Raw genomic sequence first — 23,735 nt, 5'->3', positions numbered from 1 at the left:
TTGCAGGTGAATTTTATGCTCAACCGAACCACAACTATTGCTGCGATTGCAACTCCACCAGGACGTGGCGGCGTTGGGGTGATTCGCCTGTCAGGTCCGAAATCCTATGAAATTGCCCAGCAACTGACGCAAAAAGAGTTGCCCAAAGCCCGTTTTGCCGGTTTCCGCCAGTTCTACGATGCAGCAGGTGAAGTCATGGATGAAGGACTGGCGATTTGCTTCCCGAATCCAAACTCGTTTACCGGTGAAGATGTAGTGGAGCTACAAGGTCATGGCGGTCCGGTGATTCAGAACGCCCTGCTTGGCCGTTTGCTGGAACTGGGCGCCACTGCAGCCAAAGCGGGTGAATTCTCGATGCGTGCCTTTGAAAATGGCAAGCTGGATCTGGTGCAGGCTGAAGCAATTGCCGACCTGATTGATGCAACTTCGCAAGCGGCTGCACGTTCTGCGGTGCGTTCACTGCAAGGAGCTTTCTCGACCAAAGTCAATGCAGTCCTTGAGCAGCTGATTCATCTGCGGCTGCATGTGGAAGCCGCGATTGATTTTCCGGAAGAAGAAATCGACTTTCTGGCAGATGGCAAGATTTTAAATCTGCTGGATGGCGTATCCAGTGCAGTCACTCAAGTCCAGCAATCCGCACGTCAAGGACAGCTTCTACGTGAAGGCTTGCAAGTCGTAATTGCAGGTAAACCGAATGCCGGTAAATCCTCTCTACTGAATGCGCTGGCCGGAATTGAACGCGCGATTGTGACCGATATTGCTGGCACCACCCGTGATGTGCTGCATGAGAAAATTACCTTAAATGGCTTACCGATTACCCTGACCGATACGGCTGGTCTGCGTGAAACCGGTGATATCGTGGAAAAGGAAGGGATTCGCCGCGCGATTAAGGAAATTGAACAGGCCGATTTATTACTCTTGGTCTATGACTTAAGCCAGGGCGAAGATCCGCTGCAACTCGCCCAAGAATATTTTGCCGAACATATCGAGCCAAAACGTTTGATGCTGATTGGCAATAAATGCGACCTGACCGGTGCTGAAGCCGTGATTGGCGATTTAAATGGTTTCCGGCATATTGCAGTCTCTGCCAAACAGGAAACCGGTGTTCAAGCGCTCATAGAGGCGATTACAGCGCATGCAGGCTTCCAGCCTGAGGAAGACACCTTTATCGCCCGTACCCGTCATTTAGACGCAATGAAGCGCACTCAGCTCTATCTGGCTGAAGCGCGTGAACAACTGGTGGTGTATAACGCCGGTGAACTGGTGGCAGAGTCCTTACGTCTGGCGCAAAATGCCTTGGGTGAGATCACTGGTGATTTCAGTGCAGATGATCTGCTGGGCAAGATCTTCGGTTCATTTTGTATTGGTAAATAATTATTTAATAAAACATCAAAAAAGCCATCAACTGAGGGCTTTTTTTAGGCTGGTAGGCGGGATTTTTGATACGCCCACCACAGCGCAAAACACAGCAAACTAATCGCGATACAAAAGCTGATTACGGCGAAATCCAGCCCCCAATGATCGGCCAGATAACCCACGGCAATGATAGGGACAATAGTGCCCAGATAGGCAATAAACAGATAGGTTGACATGACGGCTGCACGGTTGTCTAAGCTGGTCATTTGATGAATCAGGGCAAAAGCACCCATCAGGGCAAAACCATGGCCAATTCCAAAGCAAATATCACTGATAAAAAATAGCAGGCTGATTTTCGAATACATACATAGCGCTAAAACCATCAGGCTCAAGCACATCATCATCAGGCCGATATTCAGACATTTGGACGCTGCAACCGCTTTGGCCATAAATTGCACGATCACTGAAATCACTAAGATACTGGTAATGGCCAGCCCACTGACCAGAGGGCCATGCCAAGGTAAAATATTGCGGACAAAAGATGGCGACAGTGAAGCAAACAGGCTAAAGGCAGCAAAGGCACTAAAAGCCGTCACTGCAATAATCATAAACACCCGATGAAACTGCGCTTCAGGTCGTTGCAGTTTAGGCGCCATGCTAAAGGGCTGCGCCTCAAACTTGGGTGCTTTGATCCAGAACAGGCCAATCAAACACAGCACGGCGCCCAAAATCACCGGTAAATATGGCATTATCAAGGGGGCAGCGGAAAACTGCGCAATCACACCACCGACCAAGGGTCCCAAACCAAAACCCATTGCGGTGATGATTGAAATCAGTTGTGGTGCAGTGTGTTTATGGCTTTCTGGGATGGTATGCATTAAACCCATCATGGCAGAAGTGGTCATCAGGCCCGAGGCAATCCCAATAATAAAACGGCCAATCGAGAGGATCAGTGCATTCTGGGCAAAAACGGAAATGATGAGACCTAAGGTGATTAGTGCCAGACCAATTTGCAGGGTCCGTAAAAATCCGATGCTGTTACTGGTTCTGCCCAAAAACAACAAGGTCGAGAGACAGCCAAACATATAGGCGACAAAAATGTAGGTGATCTGGCTGGGCAGCAAATGCCAGAGCTGTTGATAAATCGGATAAAGCGGACTGGCCAAAGCGGTGCCAATCGTTCCCATCATTAAAGCTAGGCTGACCATCAAGAACGGTCGCCAGCTGGTCGTTATTGTCATGAAAATGCCGTTATAGTGTTGATCCTTGGCCAATCCATGTCAGGGCGTAGCGAGGAATATAGAAAGTGTCTGCAGTTTAGAATGGATACAGAAAATCGGTCAAGGCTGAATGAGTAAAATGTTTATCATTTAAAATATTTTAACTATATAAAACAATTATTTATTATGAATATTGATGTATTTTCTAGATAGATTGGAGTTCAAGCTAACGCTATACATGGTGTTCCACGTGAAACATGATGAGCTTATTTAACTGGGTATAAACAGTAACATAAATGTTTGAGAAATTTAAAAGCAGAGCGATTAGAATCGAAGCATATTCTTATCCAATTCATGTAGAACATTCATGTTAAAAAAAACACTGATCATTAGTTTAAGTACATTGGTTTCAAGCTTCGCATTAGCCAATATTGATACGGTACAAGCTAACTTGGCAAAAAACAGTCCCAATTTAAAAATTGAAAATATTCAGACCACCGAGATGAAAGGCATCTATAGCGCCTCCATGCAGGGCCAAGTGGTTTATTTGAATGAAGATGCCAAGCATCTGATTGCTGGCCCGATGCTGCGAATTCAGGATCAGCATAATCTGACCCGTGATTTAATGTTGAAGCAAAATAGTATCGACTGGAAAAAATTACCGCTTCAGGATGCTGTGAAAAGTGTAAGAGGTACGGGTAAACGTCAGATTGCGATCTTTTCTGACCCAAATTGCCCGTATTGTAAAAAGCTTGAGCTAGAGCTGAAAAAACTGAATGACTTGACCATTTATACCTTTATTCTTCCTTTAAAACCCCAGTCGGTTGCTCCTTCCAAACAGGTGTATTGTGAGTCTAATCCAGCTCAGGCATGGGAAGATCTTATTGCTCAAGGGATTCAACCTAAATCGAAAAAAAGTTGTGCCAATCCGATTGAGCGGAATAAAAAACTGGCTCAGTCTATGGGTGTGAATGGGACACCTGCGATTATTTTTTCCAATGGCTTTAAGGTAATGGGCGCCTATCCGGCAGAGCAGATTGAGCAGATTTTTAAAGAATTCAATTTATAAAAATTAAATAAAGATATCAGTCGTTCAATATAAAAAAGCACCTCATTGGGTGCTTTTTTATTCAGGTCGTCAAATCAACCTCAGAAACATCTGAATGGTTTAGACTGTACGGCGTTTGGTGACCATATTATAAATAAACAGAATAATCACAGCACCAATCACGGAAGCAATCAGACCTGCTGCGGAATCTGCCGAATACAGACCGAGCATACGACCACCAAAAGTCGCCAATAAGGAGCCGGCAATACCCAATAAGGTGGTCATGATAAAACCTGCCTTATCATTACCCGGGTGAATGGCACGTGCAATCAGACCTGCTACAAAACCAATGACGATCGCCACAATAATTGTCCACATATGCATACTCCTTCTTATCATGTCTTTGTTTTCACATCTGTTTAATCATCTTGAAACAAAGTTAGGATCATAAAAAGTTGAATCCTGAAACGAGATGTTATTTTTTGTTCCCGGTTTTCTATCTATTTTAGGCATAAAAAAAGTGGCCTATGCCACTTTTTTCAGCCTGATTTTAAAGACCGATTTCACCAATAAATGGCAGGTGACGGTACTTCTGGTCATAGTCCAGGCCATAACCCACGATAAATTTATCTTCAACCTCAAAACCCATAAATTCGACCTTCAAATCGATTTCACGACGCGATGGTTTACTTACCAAAGTACACAGTTGAATCGAATTGGGTTCACGGGTTTGCAGGATTTCGAGTACCTTGCTTAAGGTGTTGCCTGAGTCAATAATATCTTCAACCACCAACACATCTTTACCACGGATTTCACCGTCTAAATCTTTCAGGATTTTTACATCACGTGACGATACCGTGCCACCTCCATAACTGGACACAGTCATGAAATCCAGTTCATGCGGTTTTGAAATCACACGACATAAATCAGCCATAAAAATCACTGAACCACGTAATAAACCGATGAGCACAAGTTCTTTGTCACTATTGGCATAGTGTGCATTGATTTGAGCACCAAGCTCTTTGACTTTAGCTTGAATTTCTTCAGCGGAAATCATTACGCTCATTTGAACGGTCATGGGTAGATACCTAAAAAGTAAAAATAGCAAAATAAAAAAGGTGTTGACCTGCAACACCTGAATACGTCGCAATTTTAATACATCCCTAGCAGAGATGCACCTGTTTTGCTGGCTGTAAATGTAATCATTTTTTAGCCGCTGTTGAATCGCGTTTCAATAAAAAAACACAGCCCAGTGCAATTGCAGACAGGAGTAAGTATTGGCGATGGCGGGATTTTTTCGGTTTATTCACTGGCTGCTGCTTTGACATAGACGGCTGCTCCATAGACATAGGTGGCTGCAATATTACGGTCATCGCCAAGCATGGTCAGTGCAAAAAATGCATCTTCAATATTTTTAGCTCTGCTCTGGCGTAACTGCTGTAAGGCAGTGGCCTTAAGATCCAGCACCACAAAGTCGGCTTCTTTGCCAATATTAAAATTCCCTAGGCGATCATCCAGGCTTAGAGCTTTGGCACCGCCTAAAGTGGCATGATACAAGGCCTCAAAGGCAGAGAGTTTTTCGCCCTGCAACTGCTGCACCTTATAGGCTTCATTCAGGGTTTGCAGCTGATTAAATGATGTCCCTGCCCCAATGTCTGTACCTAAGCCGACTTTGACCCCTTTGTCCCAGGTCTTTTTCAGGGGAAATAAGCCACTGCCCAGGAACAGGTTTGAGGTCGGACAGAAGGCAATGGCGGAGTCGGTCTGATGCATACAATCCCATTCCTTATCTTCCAGATGCACACAATGTGCGAAGACGGACTTGCTCCCGGTTAAACCATAATGATGATACACATCCAGATAACCTTCACGTTCAGGAAAGAGTTCTTTTACCCAGGCAATTTCATTTTTATTTTCACTCAAATGGGTATGTACATACACGTCCGGATATTCACTTTTGAGCTGGCCGGCTTTTTGTAATTGTTCAGGTGTTGAGGTCGGTGCAAAGCGTGGGGTAATCGCATACAGGTTCCGCCCCTGTCCATGCCACTTTTCAATCAGCGCTTTAGAATCGGTATAAGCTGTTTCTGCTGTATCTGTTAGTGCTTCCGGAGCATGACGATCCATCAGGACTTTACCCGCAATCAGACGCATATTGCGTGTGGTTGCGGCATTAAATAAAGCATCTACGGATTCAGGATGAACGGTACAAAAGACCAGTGCAGTGGTGGTGCCGTTTTTAAGCAATTCCTGCACGAAAAATTCGGCAATTTTTTCGCTATAGGATGCATCTTGAAACTGGATTTCAGTGGGGAATGTATAGGTATTTAACCATTCCAGCAGTTGTTCACCATACGCCCCGATCATTTCTGTTTGCGGGAAATGAATATGGGTGTCGATAAAACCGGGAACAATCAGTTGATCTGGATAGTGCTGTAATTCAGCGTTGGTAGGAAGTCGTGACTGCCCTTCTTGCCATGGACCAAACCACTGGATTTTACCCTCTTGAATGATGACTAAGCCATCTTCTACATATCGCACTTGGTCGTGTATATCACGTGCTTGGGCAACTGTATTCTGAATGTCGAGGAAGCGACCACGGATCGCTGTCGTTGCAATTACAGAAGACATTTTAAACCTACGCTTTTAATTTTTTCGATTGATTGTAGCTGAAAAAATTGCCATGTTTGTATGAACATTCATATTTAAATAGTGATCCCGATTCTTCTATGACCTCATCCAATTATCATGATCAATTTCGACAGATCGTGCGTGCACAGCCGACCTTAATGCGCATCTTGCATCAGTTAGCACAATTACACTCTGATGCTTATGTTGCAGCGGGTGTGTTACGTCATGTGATCTGGGCGCATTTACATGGATGGGAATATGAAATAAATCATACTGAGGTCGATGTGATTTTCTATGATGAAAATGAGCAGGCTCGCGTTATAGAAAAGCAACTTGCAGATCGGTTAAAAGACTATTTTCCAGATATCAGTTGGGATGTGACCAATCAAGCCTTTGTACATGAGTGGTATCGTACCGATCAAAATGAAAATATTGAGCCTTTAACTTCAATTAGTCATGCGCTGTCATTATGGCCAGAAACTGTCACGGCCTTGGCACTGCGCCTGAAAGATGATGAATTGGAGTTGATTGCTCCTTTCGGTTTAGCAGATTTATTTGAGTTAAAGCTGCGTTGGAATCCGAATTTAGTCAGTTATGCCGTGTTTGAACAACGCATGCTGAGCAAACAGTTTTTGCAAAAATGGCCCAAATTATCACTGATAGAACAATAAAAAAAAGCCTGCTGATGCAGGCTTTTTTGATGATTACTTTTTACAGGGTGGTTTCGTTATATTTCTTGCTATGACGAATCGACAAGATCGCGGTCACAGTCAGGACAATCACAATAAAGCTCAAAGAAATCCAGATCGGCATATGGAACACATCCAGCATCAGCATTTTAAAGCCGATAAAGACCAGAATGATCCCGAGACCATAAGGCAGATAATGCATTTTTGAGGCTGCGCCCGAGAGCAGGAAGAACATCGCGCGTAAGCCTAAAATCGCCATCAGGTTTGCAGTGAGGACAATGAATGGATCGGTGGTGACGGCAAAAATAGCCGGAATAGAATCGACGGCAAAGATGACATCAGAGGCTTCAACCAGGATCAGGACCAGGAACAACGGCGTTGCCCAGAGCAAACCATTCTGACGGACAAAGAATTTGTCGCCCTGAAGTTGCGGGGTAATACGCATATGTTTACGCAGCCATTTCAGAATCGCCATATCTTCAATATTGCTGTCTTCTTCATGCTGACCACGAAGGAATTTGAAGCCGGTATACACCAGGAACGCACCGAAGATATACAGAATCCAAGAGAATTCCTGTACAAACCAGGCGCCAATAAAAATAAAGATGGTTCTGAGTACGATCGCACCCAGTACGCCATATAACAGCAGTTTACGTTGCAGTGCGGGTGGAATGGCAAAGGCCGCGAAGATCATCAGCCAGACAAAGACGTTATCAATCGCCAGGGATTTTTCCAGCAGATAACCGGCAAAGTATTCCATGACCTTGGCATTGGCAATTGCCGTGCCTGCGGTCTGTTCCAGATACAGCCATAAGCCGCCACCAAATAAAGTCGCGACACTGACCCAGGCAATACTCCAGTATGCAGCGGTACGGACTTTAACTTCCTGACCATGCTGATGCTTAAAGCCGACAAAATCGATTACCAGCATGACTGCGACAATCGCGAAAAAGACAAGATACAGCCAGAGTGTACCAATGGTTTCCATGTGAATTCTCCACATCGGACAACTAGCCATAAAAAAACCTTGACCAGTTGCCAGATGAAAAACATCTATAACAACATGATCAAGGTCTTGCCTACATCTTACTGTTCCACTTTTTTATATAAAGTGTGACTTCAAGATGCTCAGATACCGACTTTTTGCAAAGTGTAATGACGATATTCTGACACGTTTAAAAATTGAAATTTCATTCTTAAACGCTTGGAGGAGGCTACTCCCCTTGTTCAAACTAAATTTTATTTGAGCGGTAGCTCAATGTGCAGCAAGCATGACAGATTTTTGCTAAGACTACAATTTCATTTACAAAAATCATGCTTCAAGGCGCTTTCTTACCTAAGAAATCCGGACGCTGAATTAGATATAAGCTGATCAGAAAACCCAGACTCGCCAGAATGGCTCCCACCCAGCCAATACTATGTAATCCGATATGTGCCGTTACCAGACCGCCGAGTAAGGCACCGCCACCAATCCCGACATTGTACAGACCTGAAAAAATTGCCATGGCGACATCGGTTGCATCAGAAGCCAGATTTAAGGTTTTGGCTTGTAGAGCCAGACTAAACCCAATAATGCTGATGCCCCAGATTAACGCCAAGCTATTAAGCTGAAATACACCCTGAGACAGTGGCAGCAATAACAGTAGCGAGATCCCTAACCCGAGTGTAAATAGCGGAATGGTGAGTCGGGGAAAATGCGGTGCAAAGCGGCCAAATACGTAAGAGCCGATCAGACCCGCAGCGCCATAAATTAGCAATAAGCTGGTGGTTTGCGCAGAGCTGAATTGCGCAATATTCAGCGCAAAGGGTTCAATATAACTATAGGCGGTAAATTGCGCACTAATCACAAGCACGGTAAGCGCAAAGACCAGCATCAGGCTGGGACGTTTTAGCAAGTTTTTTAAACTGCTGAGTGAACCTGAATTGACACTTGGCAATAAAGGCAAGGTTTTGGCCAGCAATACGCACACCACGCTCGCTACAATCCCAATCAAGGCAAAACTATTGCGCCAGCCATAGGCCTCCCCGACCATCCGGCCAAAGGGAATTCCCAAGACCATCGCCATGGCGGTACCTGTAGCCAATAAGCCCAGTGCCTGAAACTCTTTGCCCTTTGGCGCAACCCGCACGGCAAGCGACGCCGTAATTGACCAGAACAGCGCATGCGCCACGGCAATACCAATTCGGCTCAGCACCAGAATGCTAAAGCTCCAGGCAAAATAGGACAGCACATGACTGAAAATAAACACCGCAAATAAAACCATCAGCAGAAAGCGCCGTTCAATATTTTTGGTCAGTAACATCATTGGCAAAGAAAGCAGCGCCACGACCCAGGCATAAATCGTCAGCATCCACCCGACCTGAGTGGGTGACATGGAAAAACTTGCGCCAATATCACTTAATAGCGCCACCGGGATAAATTCGGTGGTATTGAAAATAAAGGCAGCAGAGGCTAAAGCAATCACACAGACCCATTGACGTGTCACCGAGGAGATGGAAGAAGAGCTGGACATACATATCTGATAAAAAGAACCGGCCGGCAGTTTAAACCTGTTGAGCAAAATGCGGTATTGGTCAGAAGGACAGATTCACAATCCTTTAAAAGAAATCTAACAATAGAGCAGGGAAAAATATGTCAGTCTGGCTTAAAAACAAGGAGAGGATCGGTATGTTGATCGAGCATCAGCAACAGGACACTGGAGGTTTATGGTTTGTAGAGCCAAATGAAAAACGTCTGGCAGAAATGAGTTATTCCAGAGTAAATGAAGATCAATTAGTGATTGAACACACCTGGGTCGATGACAGCCTACGCGGACAGCACGTCGGGTATTATCTGGTCGAGGCCGCTGTGAATTTTGCCCGTGAACACGGCATCAGGATTATTCCAAAATGTCCTTTTGCCAAATCCGTGTTCGAGCGAGAGCCTCGCTTTAATGATGTTTTATAATTTTAAAATGACAACAAAGGTTTAGATTCGTATGGAAATTAAATATCAAGATTCAAAACGTGGTGGTGTATTTTTTATGGAAGATCAAGGACGTCGCCTGGCGGAGATCACTTATCAATGGCGGGGCGATGCCGTCATCATTGCCGATCATACCTGGGTCGATGATTCCCTGCGTGGCCACGGTATTGCCCGAAAAATGCTGGATGTACTGGTCGATTTTGCCCGTGAAAAAAGTTTAACCATTATCCCACAATGTTCCTATGTGGATGTCATGTTTAAACGTGACCAAAGTCTGGCCGATGTCGCAGCAACGACTATTTAACCATCCAAGGGGATTTCCCGAAAGATAAATGCAGTTTTTCTTTCAAGGCAGGAATCAATATAACCTGTAACAGGGTATATAAACCGAAACCTGCCATCACGCCGGTCATCGCCCAGAAAATTTCTTCAAACTGTTGCAGCATCACTAAAATTGCCATGATCAGCAGGTAACTGGCATGAAAATAAATACGATGTCCAACAAATTTCAAGATCGTCCAGCTAATAAAAATTGAACTGATCAGCAGATTAGTTTGAGCGCTGAATTGCCAATTATTTAAAGTGATGATCAGGATAAAACACACACATAACAAGGCGAGGGTTAAAATCAGATCTTTTAACATCAAGTGATCCTCATGTTCATGGTAGGTGTATGAAAATATTCGTTTAATAATTTAGGCACTATTGTTAAAAGTTTAATCCAGAAATGCAAACTGAAAACCGTGTAAGCAAAAACGGATATTTGCTTAAAAAATAGTCGACTTAATTTAAAATTATTGATTAAATTGTGTTTTTAATTCTTCCCTCTAGAGAGATGGCATGATGCTACAGCTTTGCTATGCCAGTGAACGCATAGAATCTGAACAAGAGTTGTTACAAGATTTGAGCGATATTTTAGCCACTGCCCGGAAGTTTAACCTTCAGCATCAGATTCATGGGGTGTTGTATTATTCCCATGGCAAATTTTTCCAGTGCCTTGAAGGTCAGGCTGAAGTAGTGGAAAGTTTATTTCAGAGCATTTGTCAGGATGCCCGCCATCATAGTATCTTGCGTTTTGCAGATGCGATGGTAGAGCAGTCTCATTTCTCGGAATGGTCAATGAAATATGTGCATAAACACAGTGAAATTTCTTCTTTATTTTCACGTTTAGGTTTGAAGCAATTTGATCCACATGCCTTGCAGCAGTCAGGAATTGCCGAATTCCTCAAAGTGCTGTATCGCCTGGAAGAAAATCAGGCCAGTCTGGCATCGCCAAAAGGCTATAAGCAGCGTGGTTATGTCCCCTATTTCTGATCTGAGGGGTAAATGCTGAAAATAAAAAAGTCCGCATAGCGAACTTTTTTTGTCTGATGTGGATTAGCTCATGTCAATCATGACTTTTAAGGCCTTTTCATCGGAGGCATGTTTAAAGACATCATAGGCTTTTTCAAAATCGGCAAATTTAAAATGATGGGTCGCCAGTTTTTCTAGGGGGCAATTTTCCGGAACAGCAGGTTTTCAGCAGCATTCCTGTGGTATTGGCATTCACCAGACCGGTGGTGATGGTCAGGTTTTTAATCCAGAGTTTGTTCAGTTCAAAACTTACCGGTTTACCATGCACGCCGACGTTGGCAATATGCCCGCCCTCTTTCATAACATGCTGGCAAATATTCCAGGTAGGCTCCACCCCCACTGCTTCAATGGCACAGTCAACCCCGCGTCCACCGGTAATCTCTAGAATCTTTTGAATGGCATCTTCTTTGGCAGAGTTGATGGTATGCGTCGCGCCGACAGTCTTGGCAAATTCCAGCCGGTTATCATCCATATCCACCATAATAATATTGGCAGGTGAATAGAACTGTGCGGTGAGCAGACAGCTCATGCCGATTGGCCCTGCCCCGACAATCGCCACATTGTCGCCCGGTTTGACATCGCCATATTGCACGCCAATTTCATGTGAAGTTGGCAGGATATCTGAGAGGAACACGGCCACATCTTGATTCAGGCCTTCGGGTAAATGATAGAGTGAGGTATCGGCAAAGGGCGTGCGTACATATTCGGCATGGGTGCCATCAATCATATAACCCATGATCCAGCCGCCTTCATTGCGGCAATGTGCATACAGCTATTTCTGGCAGTTTTCACAGATTCCGCAGCGGCTGACACAGGAAATAATGACCCGGTCGCCCTTTTTGAAGTTCTGCACGGCGGAACCGACTTCTTCCACAATGCCAATGCCTTCGTGACCTAAAATACGCCCCTTAAAGCTGCCCTCTTTACGTGTGGCCTCCTGCTCAATTTCGGGGTTTTTACCTTTCCAGATACCTAAGTCGGTACCACAGATGGTAACTTTTTCGAGTTTAATGATGGCATCGCCGGGATGCAAAATGGTGGGAACCGGGCGGTCTTCAAAGCGGATATCATTTGCGCCGTAATAGACCATCGCTTTCATCGTTGTCATGACACATCTCCTAATGGAGTGAGGAATGAGAATGACTTGACTCAGCGAGAATAATGAACGCCTCGATTGCTTTTATATAGTGACAGCGATGGGCTGATTCATGATCTGGCTTTCAGGCCTATAGATACCTGTGTTCTTCTCGATTGTGCCTTGAGTGATATGGCGCTGCAATGAGTCTTGTGTACAGATTGCAACAAAAGATCATTCGGGATGGTTCAGAGGTAAATCTGCTCTTTGGGTCAATGTTTAAATCATAGGATTGCAGGATCAGAACAACTGTTCACTTTTGCTGAAGCAAGGTTTTAATATGCTAAAAAAAGCCCGCTAAACGGGCTTCTTCATTTCACTTAAATCTGTTTTATGCTTGTAAAACAGTGATCAGCTTCTGATGCAAACCACCAAAACCGCCATTCGACATAATTACTACGGCATCGCCCTCGCCTGCTTCTGCTACTACGGTCTGAATGATGTCATCCAGTGTGCGTGCAACTTTGGCCTTGTTTGGCGCAGCCTCAATGACCGGTTGCAGATCCCAGTCCAGTCCTTCCGGTTGATACCAGATCACTTCATCGGCCAGACGTGCTGAATGAGCTAAGCCATCTTTATGACTGCCCATGCGCATAGTATTGGAACGTGGTTCAATAATCGCCCAGAGTTTGCGTTCACCCAGACGCTTGCGCGCACCTTCTAAGGTCGTATCAATCGCCGTCGGATGATGGGCGAAGTCATCATAAACTTCGATACCACGGACTGTGCCTAATAGTTCCATACGGCGTTTCACACCACCAAAATTGGACAGCGCTTCACAGGCGGTTTCAAGCGATACGCCGACATGTTCAGCAGCGGCAATGGTGGCCAAGGCATTCGCCACCGAATGCTGCCCGGTCATATTCCACTGTACTTCGCCTTTGACTACGCCCTGTTGCAGGACTTTGAAATGTGAACCATCTGGTGACAATTGTTCTGCATAAAGTTCAGATTTTTCGTTGGCATCTAGACTGGTGCGCACTACAGGCGTCCAGCAGCCCTGCTCCAGCACTTCATCAATATTGCTTTCAGTAATCGGCGCGATAATCCGGCCTTCACTTGGAATAGTACGAACTAGATGATGAAACTGTTTTTGAATTGCGGCCAGATCATCAAAGATATCGGCATGGTCAAATTCCAGGTTATTTAAAATTGCGGTTTTTGGATGGTAATGCACGAACTTGGAACGCTTGTCGAAGAAAGCAGAATCGTATTCATCGGCTTCGACACAGAAATATTTCCCACCACCGAGACGCGCACTTTCCGAAAAGCCCAATGGCACACCGCCAATCAGAAAACCTGGCTCCAGACCGGCTTGATCCAGTACCCAAGCCAGCATCGTGGTGGTCGTGGTTTTACCATGTGTTCCGGCGACACCCAGCACGTGTTTACCTTGCAGAACATGATCAGCCAGGAACTGCGGACCTGAAATATAAGGCAGACCTGCATTCAGCATATATTCGACTGCATCAATACCACGCTTCATGGCATTGCCGACGATCACCAGATCCGGATGAGGCTGTAAATGACTGCGGTCATAACCCTGCATTAAAGTGATGCCCGCATTTTCAAGTTGGGTCGACATGGGTGGATACACATTCAGGTCTGAACCTGTTACCTGGTGGCCCAGATCGCGTGCAAGTAGCGCTAACGAGCCCATAAAGGTGCCACAAATACCCAAAATATGCAGATGCATCTACTTTACTCCGTTCCTGTCTGACCCATCACTTTATATTGGTGCTGTTGTCATGATTTATTCAATTTGCAAGCAACGATAGCAAGGCTTTAGCTGAAAAGATAGTGAAAATTCTGGCCTTGTTGTGGGATTTTTTAAATCCTGTTTCACGGATAAATTCAAAGAAAATTTCAAAGCGATGCAATATCTTTTCGCCAAATAAACCGTAAAATAATTTCGACTTTTTTGCAGAGTGCATGCAAATGCTGCCGGCTTTATTTCTTCTGGTAATTGCCAACTGTTTTATGACCCTGGCCTGGTATGGGCATTTAAAATTTTTGCCGCATGATGCACCGCTCTGGCAAGCGATTTTGTTCAGCTGGGCCATTGCCCTGTTTGAATATAGTCTGATGATTCCGGCGACCAGATTACTGGCGCAGCAAGGCCTGGCGGTGGGTCAAATGAAAATTACCCAGGAAGTCGTGACCTTACTGGTCTTCGTTCCTTTTATGATCTTCATGTTTAAGCAGCCTTTTAAACTGGATTATCTCTGGGCCGCTTTATGTCTGTGTGGATGTGTCTATTTTGTCTTCCGTACCCCTTAACTTGATCTAATGGCTCAGCTGAATCAGGGGGAAATGGCTTCTAAATTCAGAAAGTAATTTCTGCCGATCCGGTTCAAATTCTAGTTTATTCAGGCAGCGTTGGATTAATTCAATCGCCATTATTTCTGCAGCCTGTTTTAGTTCAGGTTCGGGTACATTATGTTGAATCATCGCTAAACATTTCAATATTCTCTGATTGAGTTCAATACAACCCACACAATCTCGGGCCATTGGTGCAAAACTACTGTAAATCAAATCCCCGAGATCAAAGATATCCACACTGATATGCGGACAATCCCGCTCCGGTAAATCTTCAGCGGCCTTGCTGTCAATCAGGATTCGGGTTAAGGCATCAACGGCATTAATCGCTGATCCAACATCGTTCACTGCGGGAGACATCGCTTTCTGCCCCACTTCGCTCATCACCACCACACCAAAACGCGGGTCCTGTAAAAAGCTGCGATTGGTTTCAATGATTACATCATTCAAAATGGAGTTTCGGATCTCCTGCTGCTGTTCCGGGCTGAAAGCGCGGTCGCTATATACCTCTGCCAGTGCCGTCATCGGATCCAGAAATTTTCCGGGTAGCTGGGGAAGATGGATATGCAGCTGTTGGCTGACGGCCAGTTGCTCCAGTCCTTCACTATTAAAATTGGTGAAATAGCCGGTCTGGGTACTAAAAACATGAAAGGCAGCTGCTTGCTCTGGACGTTGTCCGGTGGCACCAAAATTCGGCTGATGTCGAAACTCCGCCAAGGCCGTAGAAGCAGCGACTTCAATTTTGTGAATGGTGGTGGTGAGGTTGCCCAGTTGCGACAGGGTGTGTACCCAGCGAATCAGGATATAAATCAGGTACATCAATACCAAAATGGTACTGATAAACAGTACAAATCTACCTGCAGGACCATAATAGCCAAGCCCGAGCGCAATCTTGGCAATTACAGCATAAATAAAAGCCGAGATAAAACTGCTGATAGCAAGGCGGGTATTGTCATCACTCATCATCAGCTGATAGGCACGTGGTGTCCCGCTGGATGAGGCAGACGCAAAGGCTGCGACCATAATCGACAGGGAAAAAGTGGTGACTGCCAGCATGCTGGAAGCAATAATATCTAGCAGGCTGCTCAGAGTTTCAGTACTGATATTGGGAACAGTGCTGGTCGGGATAAAATAGCGACTGGCGATTGCAAATAGCGAGAAAAAGGTCGCAAAGACGGCGCCAAGAGCTGGCATCAACCATAAGTTTTCTGAGGGATTCTGTAGCCAGATTTTTAGTTTGTACCACATAAAAATGCCCTGCCAATGTATAGGTTTTAGTATTAAGTTATTCATTGCAAAAAAGTTTTATATTGATAGTTATACTTTTTTTTGATGTGATGTATGTCCTATTTTTGTATTTTTAGCCGCAAAATTATTGTTTTATTTTTGACCATTTTCCCAACAGATAATTTTAATTCTTGAGCTGAACTTTAGACCAAATCAATTTCAGTCTATAATAGGCAACTCCTATTCAAGCTTGGCTCTCTCGTCGAGATTTATTTTTTCTCACTTTAATCTCTGGAAAATTTGCAATGAATGCGGCTGCTGCACAAGATACTCCTCTCGTAGGTATTATCATGGGTTCTCAATCAGATTGGGCAACTCTCGAACACACTGCCAATATGCTCAAGCAGCTTGGTGTCCCATTTGAAGCCGAAGTTGTTTCTGCACATCGTACTCCAGACCGCCTGTTTGAATATGCTGAGCAAGCGCGTGATCGTGGTATTCAGGTGATTATTGCTGGTGCAGGTGGTGCAGCGCATTTACCGGGTATGTGTGCGGCGAAAACTGATCTTCCAGTTTTGGGTGTACCTGTGAAATCTTCGATTTTAAACGGTATTGATTCATTGCTGTCTATTGTGCAAATGCCAGCTGGGATTGCGGTTGGTACCTTGGCTATTGGTCCTGCGGGTGCCACCAATGCTGCCATTATGGCCGCGCAAATTCTGGGTTTGACCCGTCCAGAAATCGCAAAAAATGTTGCAGATTTCCGTGCAGCGCAAACAGATAAAGTGGCAAGCAACAATATTCCAGGCCAAGCTTAAGTCGAGACACAGATTATGGATAAAACCATCGGTATTTTTGGTGGCGGTCAGCTGGGTCGTATGATGGCGCAAGCGGCACTTCCATTAAATATTCAATGTACATTTTTTGAAGCCAGCACAGACTGCCCTTCTGCTGCTTTGGGTCCGGTGATTTCGAGCCAAGCTGAAAATGGTCTGCAAGACTTTATTAACAGTGCAGATGTATTTAGCCTGGAATTTGAAAACACGCCCCTTGCAGATGTCGATGTACTGACACAAAGCAAGCAATTGCATCCATCACGTCAGGCTTTAGCGATTGCCCAGCATCGTTTGTCTGAAAAAGCCTTGTTTGATGAACTGGCAATTCCAGTTGCACCTTACAAAGCGGTCACTTCACTGGAAAGCTTAGAGGCTGCTGTAGCTGAACTGGGCTTGCCGATCGTACTGAAAACCTCGCGTGGCGGTTATGATGGTAAAGGCCAATTCGTTTTACGTTCGACCGATCAGATGGATCAGGCCTGGGCAGAATTGGGCCCTGCGGGTGAACTGATTGCTGAAAGTTTCGTGACTTTCTCGCGTGAAGTTTCAATCATTGCAGTACGCGGCCAAGATGGTGATGTAAAAACCTGGCCATTGGCTGAAAATCATCATCATAACGGCATTCTGTCGCACTCGATTGTGCCAGCACCGGACAGTACTGACTTGCAGCCGGTAGCACAAGAATACATCACTCGCCTGCTGAATCATCTGAACTATGTCGGTGTGCTGACCCTTGAGCTGTTTGTGACAGACAATGGCCTATATGCCAACGAGATGGCACCACGTGTGCATAACTCGGGTCACTGGTCGATTGAAGGTGCAGTATGTTCGCAGTTTGAAAACCATGTGCGTGCCGTGGCAGGTTTACCTTTAGGTTCAACTGAAGTGATCCGCCCAACTGTCTTGGTGAACATCATTGGTCAGCATCCGAAATCTGCAGATGTACTTGCTCTGGAAGGTGCACATTTGCATCTTTACAATAAGTCAGAGCGCGAAGGCCGCAAGATTGGTCACATCACCTTGATGCCAAATGACAGCGCGCAATTGTCTGTGCTTTGCCGCCAACTGGCGAAAATTTTACCAAATCCATTGGCATTGAGCGAAGATATGACCATCTAGGCTTTAACTTGCTGATAAAAAAAGCGATCACTTCGGTGATCGCTTTTTTATTTGTCTGCTTTCAGGCATGATTGCGCCTCTTTAAAAATGCCTGCCATTGGTCAGATCAGTTTTTAAATCAATTGCTTACAAACTGATCAATTGAGTATAAATATAACAATTCAATAAAACCTTTTTTACAGCTGAATTTTGCCATATTCACTTGTAGATAAGCCTGAAATCAAAGTTTGAATTTAAAACTGGAAAGTGGTTTTGAATTTAAATTCATAAAAACAAATTCAAATTTAAATCGGGCTTTGAATTTAAACTTGCGCTTTTAAATTCAAAAATATGAATTCAAATTTAAAACTGGATAAATGAATTCAAAGTTTCTGAATTTAAAAATATTAGCCCATTATTCAAATGAATTTAAAATGAAAACTAGTGTAATTAGAGCATGTTGATGATCGTGACTCGCTTTTCCTGAAACAAGTTATCCCCAGTAATTTTTAAATTCAAAACTGATTGCAAGTGTTTTGAATTTGAATTTAAAAATCCCGCTGATTTGAATTTAAATCAGGCTTGTGGATAACTCATGTTTAAATTTAAAGATTACAAAATGAATTTAAAAGTGTAGGAATTATGAATTTAAATTTACGCATTGGCGCTTTAATTTTCATCATGAGCTGCTAAGGTAGAAACATAATTCAAAATCTAAATACTCAAGGGTCTTATGCAACGGCTTGCACTTTTTATTGGTTCTGTGGTCTTGGCTGCTTCACAGGCACAGGCTGAACTTATTATTAATGGTCAACGTGTCACGCCGACTGATTTGACCTCTAGTTCAAATATCCCGAATTATGCCTCCCAAAATAATTTTCAAAACTGTCTCGCCAATTTGCGCAGTCAAGCTGTTGCTAGAGGTGTAAGCGGCAGTACCTATGATCGTTATACCCAAAACTTAAGTCCTGATTATTCAGTGATTGAACGCCTGAATTACCAGCCTGAATTTTCTACCCCAATTTGGGATTATCTGTCTGGTTTGGTGGATGAAGAACGGGTTCAGCTCGGCCGGCAAAAATTACAGCAACATCGTGAGGTGCTCAATCGTGTTGCTGCCACCTATGGTATACCTGCAGAAACGGTAGTTGCGGTATGGGGTGTCGAAAGTAATTTTGGTGATATTTCGGGGAAATATCCTTTATTACAGGCTTTAGGAACTTTGAGCTGTGAAGGTCGTCGCCAGAGTTATTTCCGTGGTGAGTTTTTTACCACTATGAAACTCTTACAGCGTGGCGATGTGCGTGAAGAACAATTAAAGGGTTCCTGGGCAGGCGCATTTGGTCATACCCAGTTTATGCCATCGACTTATGATGAGCTTGCAGTTGATTTTGATGGTGATGGCCGACGTGATCTAGTTTCGAGCATTCCGGATGCACTCGCATCAACTGCCAACTTTTTAAGCAAGCGTGGCTGGCAGAGCGGACAGCCTTGGGGTTTTGAAGTCAAGATCCCTCAAGGCATGTCGGTTTCCGGTGAAGGCCGAAGAAATAAAAAATCCTTGAGTAGTTGGAACAATCAAGGGGTGGTACGTGCCGATGGTTCGGCATTAATTCAAGGAAATTTATCACAATCCTCTCAAGCAGGATTACTTGCACCTGCAGGCCCGAGTGGCCCAGTATTTTTGGTATTTAAAAATTTTGATGCCATTTATAGCTATAACGCGGCAGAAAGTTATGCCTTGGCGATTGCACATTTATCCGATCGCCTGCAAGGTAAAGGTTCATTTATGGCCACATGGCCTACTGATGATCCGGGAACTTCGCGTGCAGAACGTCGTGAGATCCAGCAATTTCTGTTAAACCGTGGCTATGATATTGGTGCGGTGGATGGTCTGATTGGAGATAAAACCCGTCAAGCGATTCGTCAGGAACAGCAGCGTTTGGGCTTGAGTCCAACAGGTCGTGCTGGTCAGCAGATTCTGCGGGCCTTTAGAAATGAAAATGCCAAACGCATGATGCAATAAATTCTTGAGCATAAAATTTAAAATCAAAAAAGGTCTGCATTTATGCAGACCTTTTTTGATGACTGTTTTTGAGTAGCTATATAGTCATGCAAGCTAATAGTAATTAGCTGAATTTAAACAGCAGTAATGGTACCGAGGATGCGATATCCAGCAGCACCAGTGACTGCTGGCAGGTTACCATTCAGCTGATTCATAAAACGCATGGCCAGCCAGGCAAAGGCCGTGGCTTCAACCCAAGTCGGGCTTAAACCAAGATCGGCCGTAGTTTGTACGCTCCATTCATGCTTGCGTAGGCGCCAGCGCAGTTGCTCGAGTAAATGTGAGTTATAGGCACCGCCCCCGCAAACAAAAACCTGTCCGGTATCCATGCCAGAGCGATAAATTGCTTTTTTAATGGCTCGGGTGGTGAGCTTTAATAAAGTCGCCTGTACATTTTCCGGAGTATCTTCCAGTTCATCGTATTGCAGGTCATTGCGCCAGTCAGCAATCTGTTCATCCAGCCATTCCAGGTTGAAATCTTCACGACCGGTACTTTTTGGAGGTTCTTTGGAGAAGAATTCGTGTGACTGAAAGCGATCGAGTAAACTGCGAATCGGGGTGCCATAGGCTGCCCAGTTACCATTTTCATCAAAAGGCTGACCGGTATAACGGGCACACCAGGCATCCATCAAGATATTGGCTGGTCCAGTATCAAAACCATAAACTTCTTCACGCTTGCCGGCAGGCAGCAGGCTGACATTCGCTATACCGCCCAGATTTAAAATTACCCGGTGAATACTGTCATGCTGGAAAATATCCTGATGAAATGCCGGAACTAAAGGTGCTCCCTGACCACCTGCCGCCAGATCACGACGACGGAAATCTGAAATCACCGGAATCTGGGTAATTTCAGTAATGATGTTCGGGTCACCAATTTGCAGGGTAAAACCATGTTCAGGACGATGCCGGATAGTCTGGCCATGCGAGCCAATCGCCTTAATTCTGGATTTATCCAGGTTATTTTTTTCAATCAACGTATTAATACCATGACCAATCATTTGTGCCAGTGCAACATCAGCCTTGCCCATGCGGTCAATTTCATTGTCATCCGGCAAGGTCAGTGCCATCAGCTCATCCCGAAGGTCAGGATCAAATGCCAAAGTGAGTGTGGCATGAAGCTGGAGTGGATCAAAAGAAGCAGCAACAATATCGACACCATCCATGCTTGTGCCGGTCATTACCCCAATATAGATCGCTGTCATGGTTATTCTTAAGCCTGCAATATGCTGAAAAAGTGTTAGTATATCGCACAAATTGAGTAACTGATGTATTGGATTTTGTGATGTCAAATTTCCTGCCGGCTGAAGAACAACTTGCCCTCATTCAACGAGGCACCCACGAAATTATTTCTGAAGAAGATCTTCTCAAGAAATTAAAATTGAATCGTCCATTAAAAATTAAAGCGGGTTTTGACCCGACTGCGCCTGATTTGCACTTGGGCCACACGGTTCTCATTAATAAGTTAAAAGTATTCCAGGATTTGGGTCATGAAGTATTGTTTCTGATCGGTGACTATACTGCGATGATCGGTGACCCGACCGGCAAGAGCGCAACACGTCCACCCTTGTCACGTGAACAGGTTTTAGAGAACGCTAAAACATATCAAGAACAAGTATTTAAAATTCTTGATCCCAACAAAACCAAAGTGGTGTTTAACTCGGAGTGGTTTGCGCAAAAAACTGCGGCTGATTTAATTCAATTGGCATCACAGCAAACGGTTGCGCGTATGTTGGAGCGTGATGATTTCACCAAGCGTTATAACAACCAGCAGCCAATTGCGATTCATGAATTTTTGTACCCATTGGTACAAGGCTATGACTCTGTTGCGCTGGAAGCAGATGTTGAATTGGGTGGTACAGACCAAACCTTTAACCTGTTGATGGGGCGTACCTTACAAGGTCGTTATAATCAAGAAGCACAAGTCTGTATCACAGTGCCAATTCTTGAAGGTTTAGATGGCGTCAACAAGATGTCTAAATCTTTGGGTAACTATATTGGTGTATTTGATGCACCAGGCGCGATGTACCAAAAAGTGCTTTCAATGCCGGATGCATTGATTGAGCGTTATTTTGATCTGCTGAGCTTCAAAACCATTGAAGAAATTCAACAGTTGTTAAAAGAAGTGGCAGAAGGCCGTAATCCTCAAGAAGTCAAAAAGATTCTCGCGCTGGAGCTGGTCGAGCGTTTCCATGGTGCAGAAGCGGCTGCCAATGCCCATAAAGGTGCGGGCAATATCATTACTGAAGGTGAATTACCTGAAGGTACGCCAGAAGTCACTATTTCGCGTGGCGAGTTTGGTGGTGAAATCTTTATTACCTCGATTTTACGTGAAGCAGGCTTAACCAAAAATGCAGCCCAAGCTAAAGATGCATTAGGCCGTGGCGCAGTGAAAGTGGATTGGCAGACTGTAGATACGACCTATTCTGTGAAAGAGAATGTAACTTTGATTGTTCAGGCCAGTAAAAAAGCAATCGCTAAAGTCACTTTTGTTGACTAAAAAGCGGATAAGTTATTGAAATAAAAGCAGGCTTCGGTCTGCTTTTTTTATTGATGTTCTATATTTAAAAATCAAATAAGTAAAGTCAAAAAAAACCCTATGAAAACAAGAGTTAATTTTTCCCAAATCACTTGCTTTTCATCTTTATTATGTATAGGATTTATTCATCTAGAGAATTCGTTTAGAGCATCTAGAGGGTAGTAAAAATAATAGTACTCCACAATTGAGAAAGTCTCTTTTCCAAGAGGCTCTTTTTAAAAGCTTTAAAGCGAATAACTATAATAATGACATAATGGATCGGGTAAAGATTCAATTCTAAGGAGGAGATTTTGGGAGAGATCTCTTCCTTTTTTATTTATTCTGATTGCGTAATCAAGATATAAATCTGCATGTTTACTCTTCTCATTGAGCAACTAAACTTAAAATTAACTAGCAAATTGGGCTTAGGTGAATGACCTCTAAGAATGAGTTCATTTCAATTGACTGTGAAAAAAGAGTAAAACATAAAAAATTAAAACAGAGGTGGTTTGATGTATCACTATCTAACAGAAGATATTTTTGATGAACAGATCGATTGCATTTTACGGTTCTTATTTGAATACCAGCCGGTCGAACAAAAACAGCAACTCTATAGATCTGTCTATACTTTATTTATGCAGCTTGATCTGGCCGCACATTATTTTTTGTTTTCCCTGATTGAAGAGCAGTTACCGCGACGCGCGAAATTATTCTTTATTGCCGAGGATTATCAGGGTAAGAAAGACATAATTGTAGAAGTTATGCAACACTGGCTTGGACAGCAACAACAGGAAAAAGTCGCTTAATGCAAAATAACAGACTTTATCTTCTATATATAAGTAGTCTAAGCATGGTTTTGGGATTCGAAAACTAAAAATGAATACCTCTTTTATATAGCAGCCCAAGAATAGGCTTTTATAAAAGCTTTTTACGTAAAAAATAACTCACAAATTAAGGAGTCTAGGATTTAGATCGGCTTACTGAGCGAGATAGATTAATTTTGGTTTTCTTTTGACGTGCTAATTTAAATAAAAGACAAGATTTCAATGTTAAAAGGCTAAAAATACTATTTTAACGATTATTGTGATAGCTTTTAGGTCTAAATGAATTTTCAGTTATAAAAATAAAATGACGTGTTTAGTGGGTTTATTGCATAAAAACGCTTAAAAATTAGATAAAAAAGCGATTTTTTAGCAATTTTTGTAGAAAAAAAAGACATACGTGAAAAATATAGTGAATTGGGGGTTGCAATGATTCTGAAATCCTCTAGAATGCACC

Annotated in this window: 24 protein-coding genes; 12 read left to right on the top strand and 12 right to left on the bottom strand. The window is 43.8% G+C overall.

Features of this window, described 5'->3' with window-relative positions:
- Positions 1-15 precede the first annotated feature (15 nt).
- Complete coding sequence (gene mnmE, locus AC1IR0_RS13785; RefSeq protein WP_004647130.1) at positions 16-1,374, top strand: tRNA uridine-5-carboxymethylaminomethyl(34) synthesis GTPase MnmE; 1,359 nt, start codon at positions 16-18, stop codon at positions 1,372-1,374.
- A gap of 44 nt (positions 1,375-1,418) precedes the next feature.
- Here mnmE and AC1IR0_RS13780 read toward each other — a convergent pair whose 3' ends face one another.
- A complete protein-coding gene (locus AC1IR0_RS13780) occupies positions 1,419-2,597 on the bottom strand; it encodes an MFS transporter (protein WP_445344335.1) in 1,179 nt (392 codons plus the stop codon).
- A gap of 346 nt (positions 2,598-2,943) precedes the next feature.
- Here AC1IR0_RS13780 and AC1IR0_RS13775 point away from each other — a divergent pair, with 346 nt between their 5' ends.
- Positions 2,944-3,645, top strand: a complete 702-nt coding sequence (locus tag AC1IR0_RS13775; protein ID WP_479741491.1) for a DsbC family protein — start codon at positions 2,944-2,946, stop codon at positions 3,643-3,645.
- Positions 3,646-3,744: 99 nt separating this feature from the next.
- Here the strand turns inward: AC1IR0_RS13775 and AC1IR0_RS13770 are convergent, their stop codons facing one another.
- The 3 genes from AC1IR0_RS13770 to guaD all read right to left on the bottom strand — a co-directional run bounded on the left by AC1IR0_RS13770 (position 3,745) and on the right by guaD (position 6,255).
- The gene (locus tag AC1IR0_RS13770; protein WP_004281926.1) at positions 3,745-4,002 is read right to left on the bottom strand and encodes a GlsB/YeaQ/YmgE family stress response membrane protein; all 258 of its coding nucleotides are present in this window, start codon (positions 4,000-4,002) and stop codon (positions 3,745-3,747) included.
- A gap of 172 nt (positions 4,003-4,174) precedes the next feature.
- Positions 4,175-4,702: a hypoxanthine phosphoribosyltransferase gene (gene hpt / locus AC1IR0_RS13765; RefSeq protein WP_004647133.1), complete on the bottom strand. Its 528-nt coding sequence runs from the start codon at positions 4,700-4,702 to the stop codon at positions 4,175-4,177.
- Positions 4,703-4,926: 224 nt separating this feature from the next.
- Positions 4,927-6,255 carry a guanine deaminase gene (gene guaD, locus AC1IR0_RS13760; RefSeq protein ID WP_314104543.1) on the bottom strand — a complete coding sequence of 443 codons (1,329 nt, stop codon included), beginning with the start codon at positions 6,253-6,255 and terminating at the stop codon, positions 4,927-4,929.
- A gap of 98 nt (positions 6,256-6,353) precedes the next feature.
- Between guaD and AC1IR0_RS13755 the strand changes: the two genes are divergently transcribed.
- On the top strand, positions 6,354-6,926 hold the full coding sequence (locus tag AC1IR0_RS13755; protein WP_479741490.1) for a nucleotidyltransferase family protein: 573 nt from the start codon (positions 6,354-6,356) through the stop codon (positions 6,924-6,926).
- A gap of 40 nt (positions 6,927-6,966) precedes the next feature.
- Here the strand turns inward: AC1IR0_RS13755 and AC1IR0_RS13750 are convergent, their stop codons facing one another.
- A complete protein-coding gene (locus AC1IR0_RS13750) occupies positions 6,967-7,932 on the bottom strand; it encodes a TerC family protein (protein ID WP_004647138.1) in 966 nt (321 codons plus the stop codon).
- A 331-nt stretch (positions 7,933-8,263) separates the two neighbouring features.
- Entirely contained in the window at positions 8,264-9,457 is a 1,194-nt protein-coding gene (locus AC1IR0_RS13745; RefSeq protein ID WP_313564603.1) for a sugar transporter, read from the bottom strand.
- Positions 9,458-9,612: 155 nt separating this feature from the next.
- On the opposite strand from AC1IR0_RS13745, the gene AC1IR0_RS13740 reads away from it, so the two are divergent.
- Complete coding sequence (locus tag AC1IR0_RS13740; protein ID WP_005094867.1) at positions 9,613-9,891, top strand: GNAT family N-acetyltransferase; 279 nt, start codon at positions 9,613-9,615, stop codon at positions 9,889-9,891.
- A gap of 31 nt (positions 9,892-9,922) precedes the next feature.
- Positions 9,923-10,213 carry a GNAT family N-acetyltransferase gene (locus AC1IR0_RS13735; protein WP_071851291.1) on the top strand — a complete coding sequence of 97 codons (291 nt, stop codon included), beginning with the start codon at positions 9,923-9,925 and terminating at the stop codon, positions 10,211-10,213.
- Here the strand turns inward: AC1IR0_RS13735 and AC1IR0_RS13730 are convergent.
- Positions 10,206-10,553, bottom strand: coding sequence for a hypothetical protein (locus AC1IR0_RS13730; protein ID WP_479741489.1), 348 nt, complete (start codon positions 10,551-10,553; stop codon positions 10,206-10,208). The two genes, AC1IR0_RS13735 and AC1IR0_RS13730, sit on opposite strands and share 8 nt — an antisense overlap.
- A gap of 196 nt (positions 10,554-10,749) precedes the next feature.
- Here AC1IR0_RS13730 and AC1IR0_RS13725 point away from each other — a divergent pair, with 196 nt between their 5' ends.
- Positions 10,750-11,223: a BLUF domain-containing protein gene (locus AC1IR0_RS13725; protein WP_191112715.1), complete on the top strand. Its 474-nt coding sequence runs from the start codon at positions 10,750-10,752 to the stop codon at positions 11,221-11,223.
- A 148-nt stretch (positions 11,224-11,371) separates the two neighbouring features.
- On the opposite strand, the gene AC1IR0_RS13720 is transcribed toward AC1IR0_RS13725, so the two are convergent.
- From AC1IR0_RS13720 to mpl, 3 genes are all read right to left on the bottom strand, one after another.
- Positions 11,372-11,998: a zinc-binding dehydrogenase gene (locus AC1IR0_RS13720; protein WP_409655305.1), complete on the bottom strand. Its 627-nt coding sequence runs from the start codon at positions 11,996-11,998 to the stop codon at positions 11,372-11,374.
- 36 nt (positions 11,999-12,034) lie between these two features.
- Positions 12,035-12,370 (bottom strand): alcohol dehydrogenase catalytic domain-containing protein, encoded by a 336-nt coding sequence (locus AC1IR0_RS13715; RefSeq protein WP_409655302.1) that lies wholly within the window; start codon positions 12,368-12,370, stop codon positions 12,035-12,037.
- Between the two features lie 358 nt (positions 12,371-12,728).
- Positions 12,729-14,093, bottom strand: coding sequence for a UDP-N-acetylmuramate:L-alanyl-gamma-D-glutamyl-meso-diaminopimelate ligase (gene mpl, locus AC1IR0_RS13710; RefSeq protein ID WP_409655299.1), 1,365 nt, complete (start codon positions 14,091-14,093; stop codon positions 12,729-12,731).
- 242 nt (positions 14,094-14,335) lie between these two features.
- Here mpl and AC1IR0_RS13705 point away from each other — a divergent pair, with 242 nt between their 5' ends.
- Entirely contained in the window at positions 14,336-14,677 is a 342-nt protein-coding gene (locus AC1IR0_RS13705) for a DMT family protein (RefSeq protein ID WP_005245571.1), read from the top strand.
- Between the two features lie 6 nt (positions 14,678-14,683).
- Here the strand turns inward: AC1IR0_RS13705 and AC1IR0_RS13700 are convergent, their stop codons facing one another.
- Complete coding sequence (locus tag AC1IR0_RS13700) at positions 14,684-15,964, bottom strand: DUF2254 domain-containing protein (RefSeq protein WP_479741488.1); 1,281 nt, start codon at positions 15,962-15,964, stop codon at positions 14,684-14,686.
- A gap of 284 nt (positions 15,965-16,248) precedes the next feature.
- On the opposite strand from AC1IR0_RS13700, the gene purE reads away from it, so the two are divergent.
- The 3 genes from purE to AC1IR0_RS13685 all read left to right on the top strand — a co-directional run bounded on the left by purE (position 16,249) and on the right by AC1IR0_RS13685 (position 19,903).
- On the top strand, positions 16,249-16,761 hold the full coding sequence (gene purE, locus AC1IR0_RS13695; RefSeq protein WP_005104916.1) for a 5-(carboxyamino)imidazole ribonucleotide mutase: 513 nt from the start codon (positions 16,249-16,251) through the stop codon (positions 16,759-16,761).
- A 15-nt stretch (positions 16,762-16,776) separates the two neighbouring features.
- Entirely contained in the window at positions 16,777-17,898 is a 1,122-nt protein-coding gene (locus tag AC1IR0_RS13690; protein WP_314104522.1) for a 5-(carboxyamino)imidazole ribonucleotide synthase, read from the top strand.
- A 712-nt stretch (positions 17,899-18,610) separates the two neighbouring features.
- Complete coding sequence (locus tag AC1IR0_RS13685; protein WP_005094875.1) at positions 18,611-19,903, top strand: lytic murein transglycosylase; 1,293 nt, start codon at positions 18,611-18,613, stop codon at positions 19,901-19,903.
- 113 nt (positions 19,904-20,016) lie between these two features.
- On the opposite strand, the gene AC1IR0_RS13680 is transcribed toward AC1IR0_RS13685, so the two are convergent.
- The gene (locus tag AC1IR0_RS13680; RefSeq protein WP_409655291.1) at positions 20,017-21,144 is read right to left on the bottom strand and encodes an anhydro-N-acetylmuramic acid kinase; all 1,128 of its coding nucleotides are present in this window, start codon (positions 21,142-21,144) and stop codon (positions 20,017-20,019) included.
- A gap of 80 nt (positions 21,145-21,224) precedes the next feature.
- Here AC1IR0_RS13680 and tyrS point away from each other — a divergent pair, with 80 nt between their 5' ends.
- Complete coding sequence (tyrS, locus tag AC1IR0_RS13675) at positions 21,225-22,439, top strand: tyrosine--tRNA ligase (protein ID WP_004647151.1); 1,215 nt, start codon at positions 21,225-21,227, stop codon at positions 22,437-22,439.
- Between the two features lie 530 nt (positions 22,440-22,969).
- Positions 22,970-23,263 carry a hypothetical protein gene (locus tag AC1IR0_RS13670; RefSeq protein WP_005094878.1) on the top strand — a complete coding sequence of 98 codons (294 nt, stop codon included), beginning with the start codon at positions 22,970-22,972 and terminating at the stop codon, positions 23,261-23,263.
- Positions 23,264-23,735 lie beyond the last annotated feature (472 nt).

The sequence above is a fragment of the Acinetobacter sp. 129952 genome (assembly GCF_056642055.1).
The sequence above is the reverse complement of the archived record's forward strand: the minus strand, read 5'-3'. Positions and strand labels throughout refer to the sequence as shown.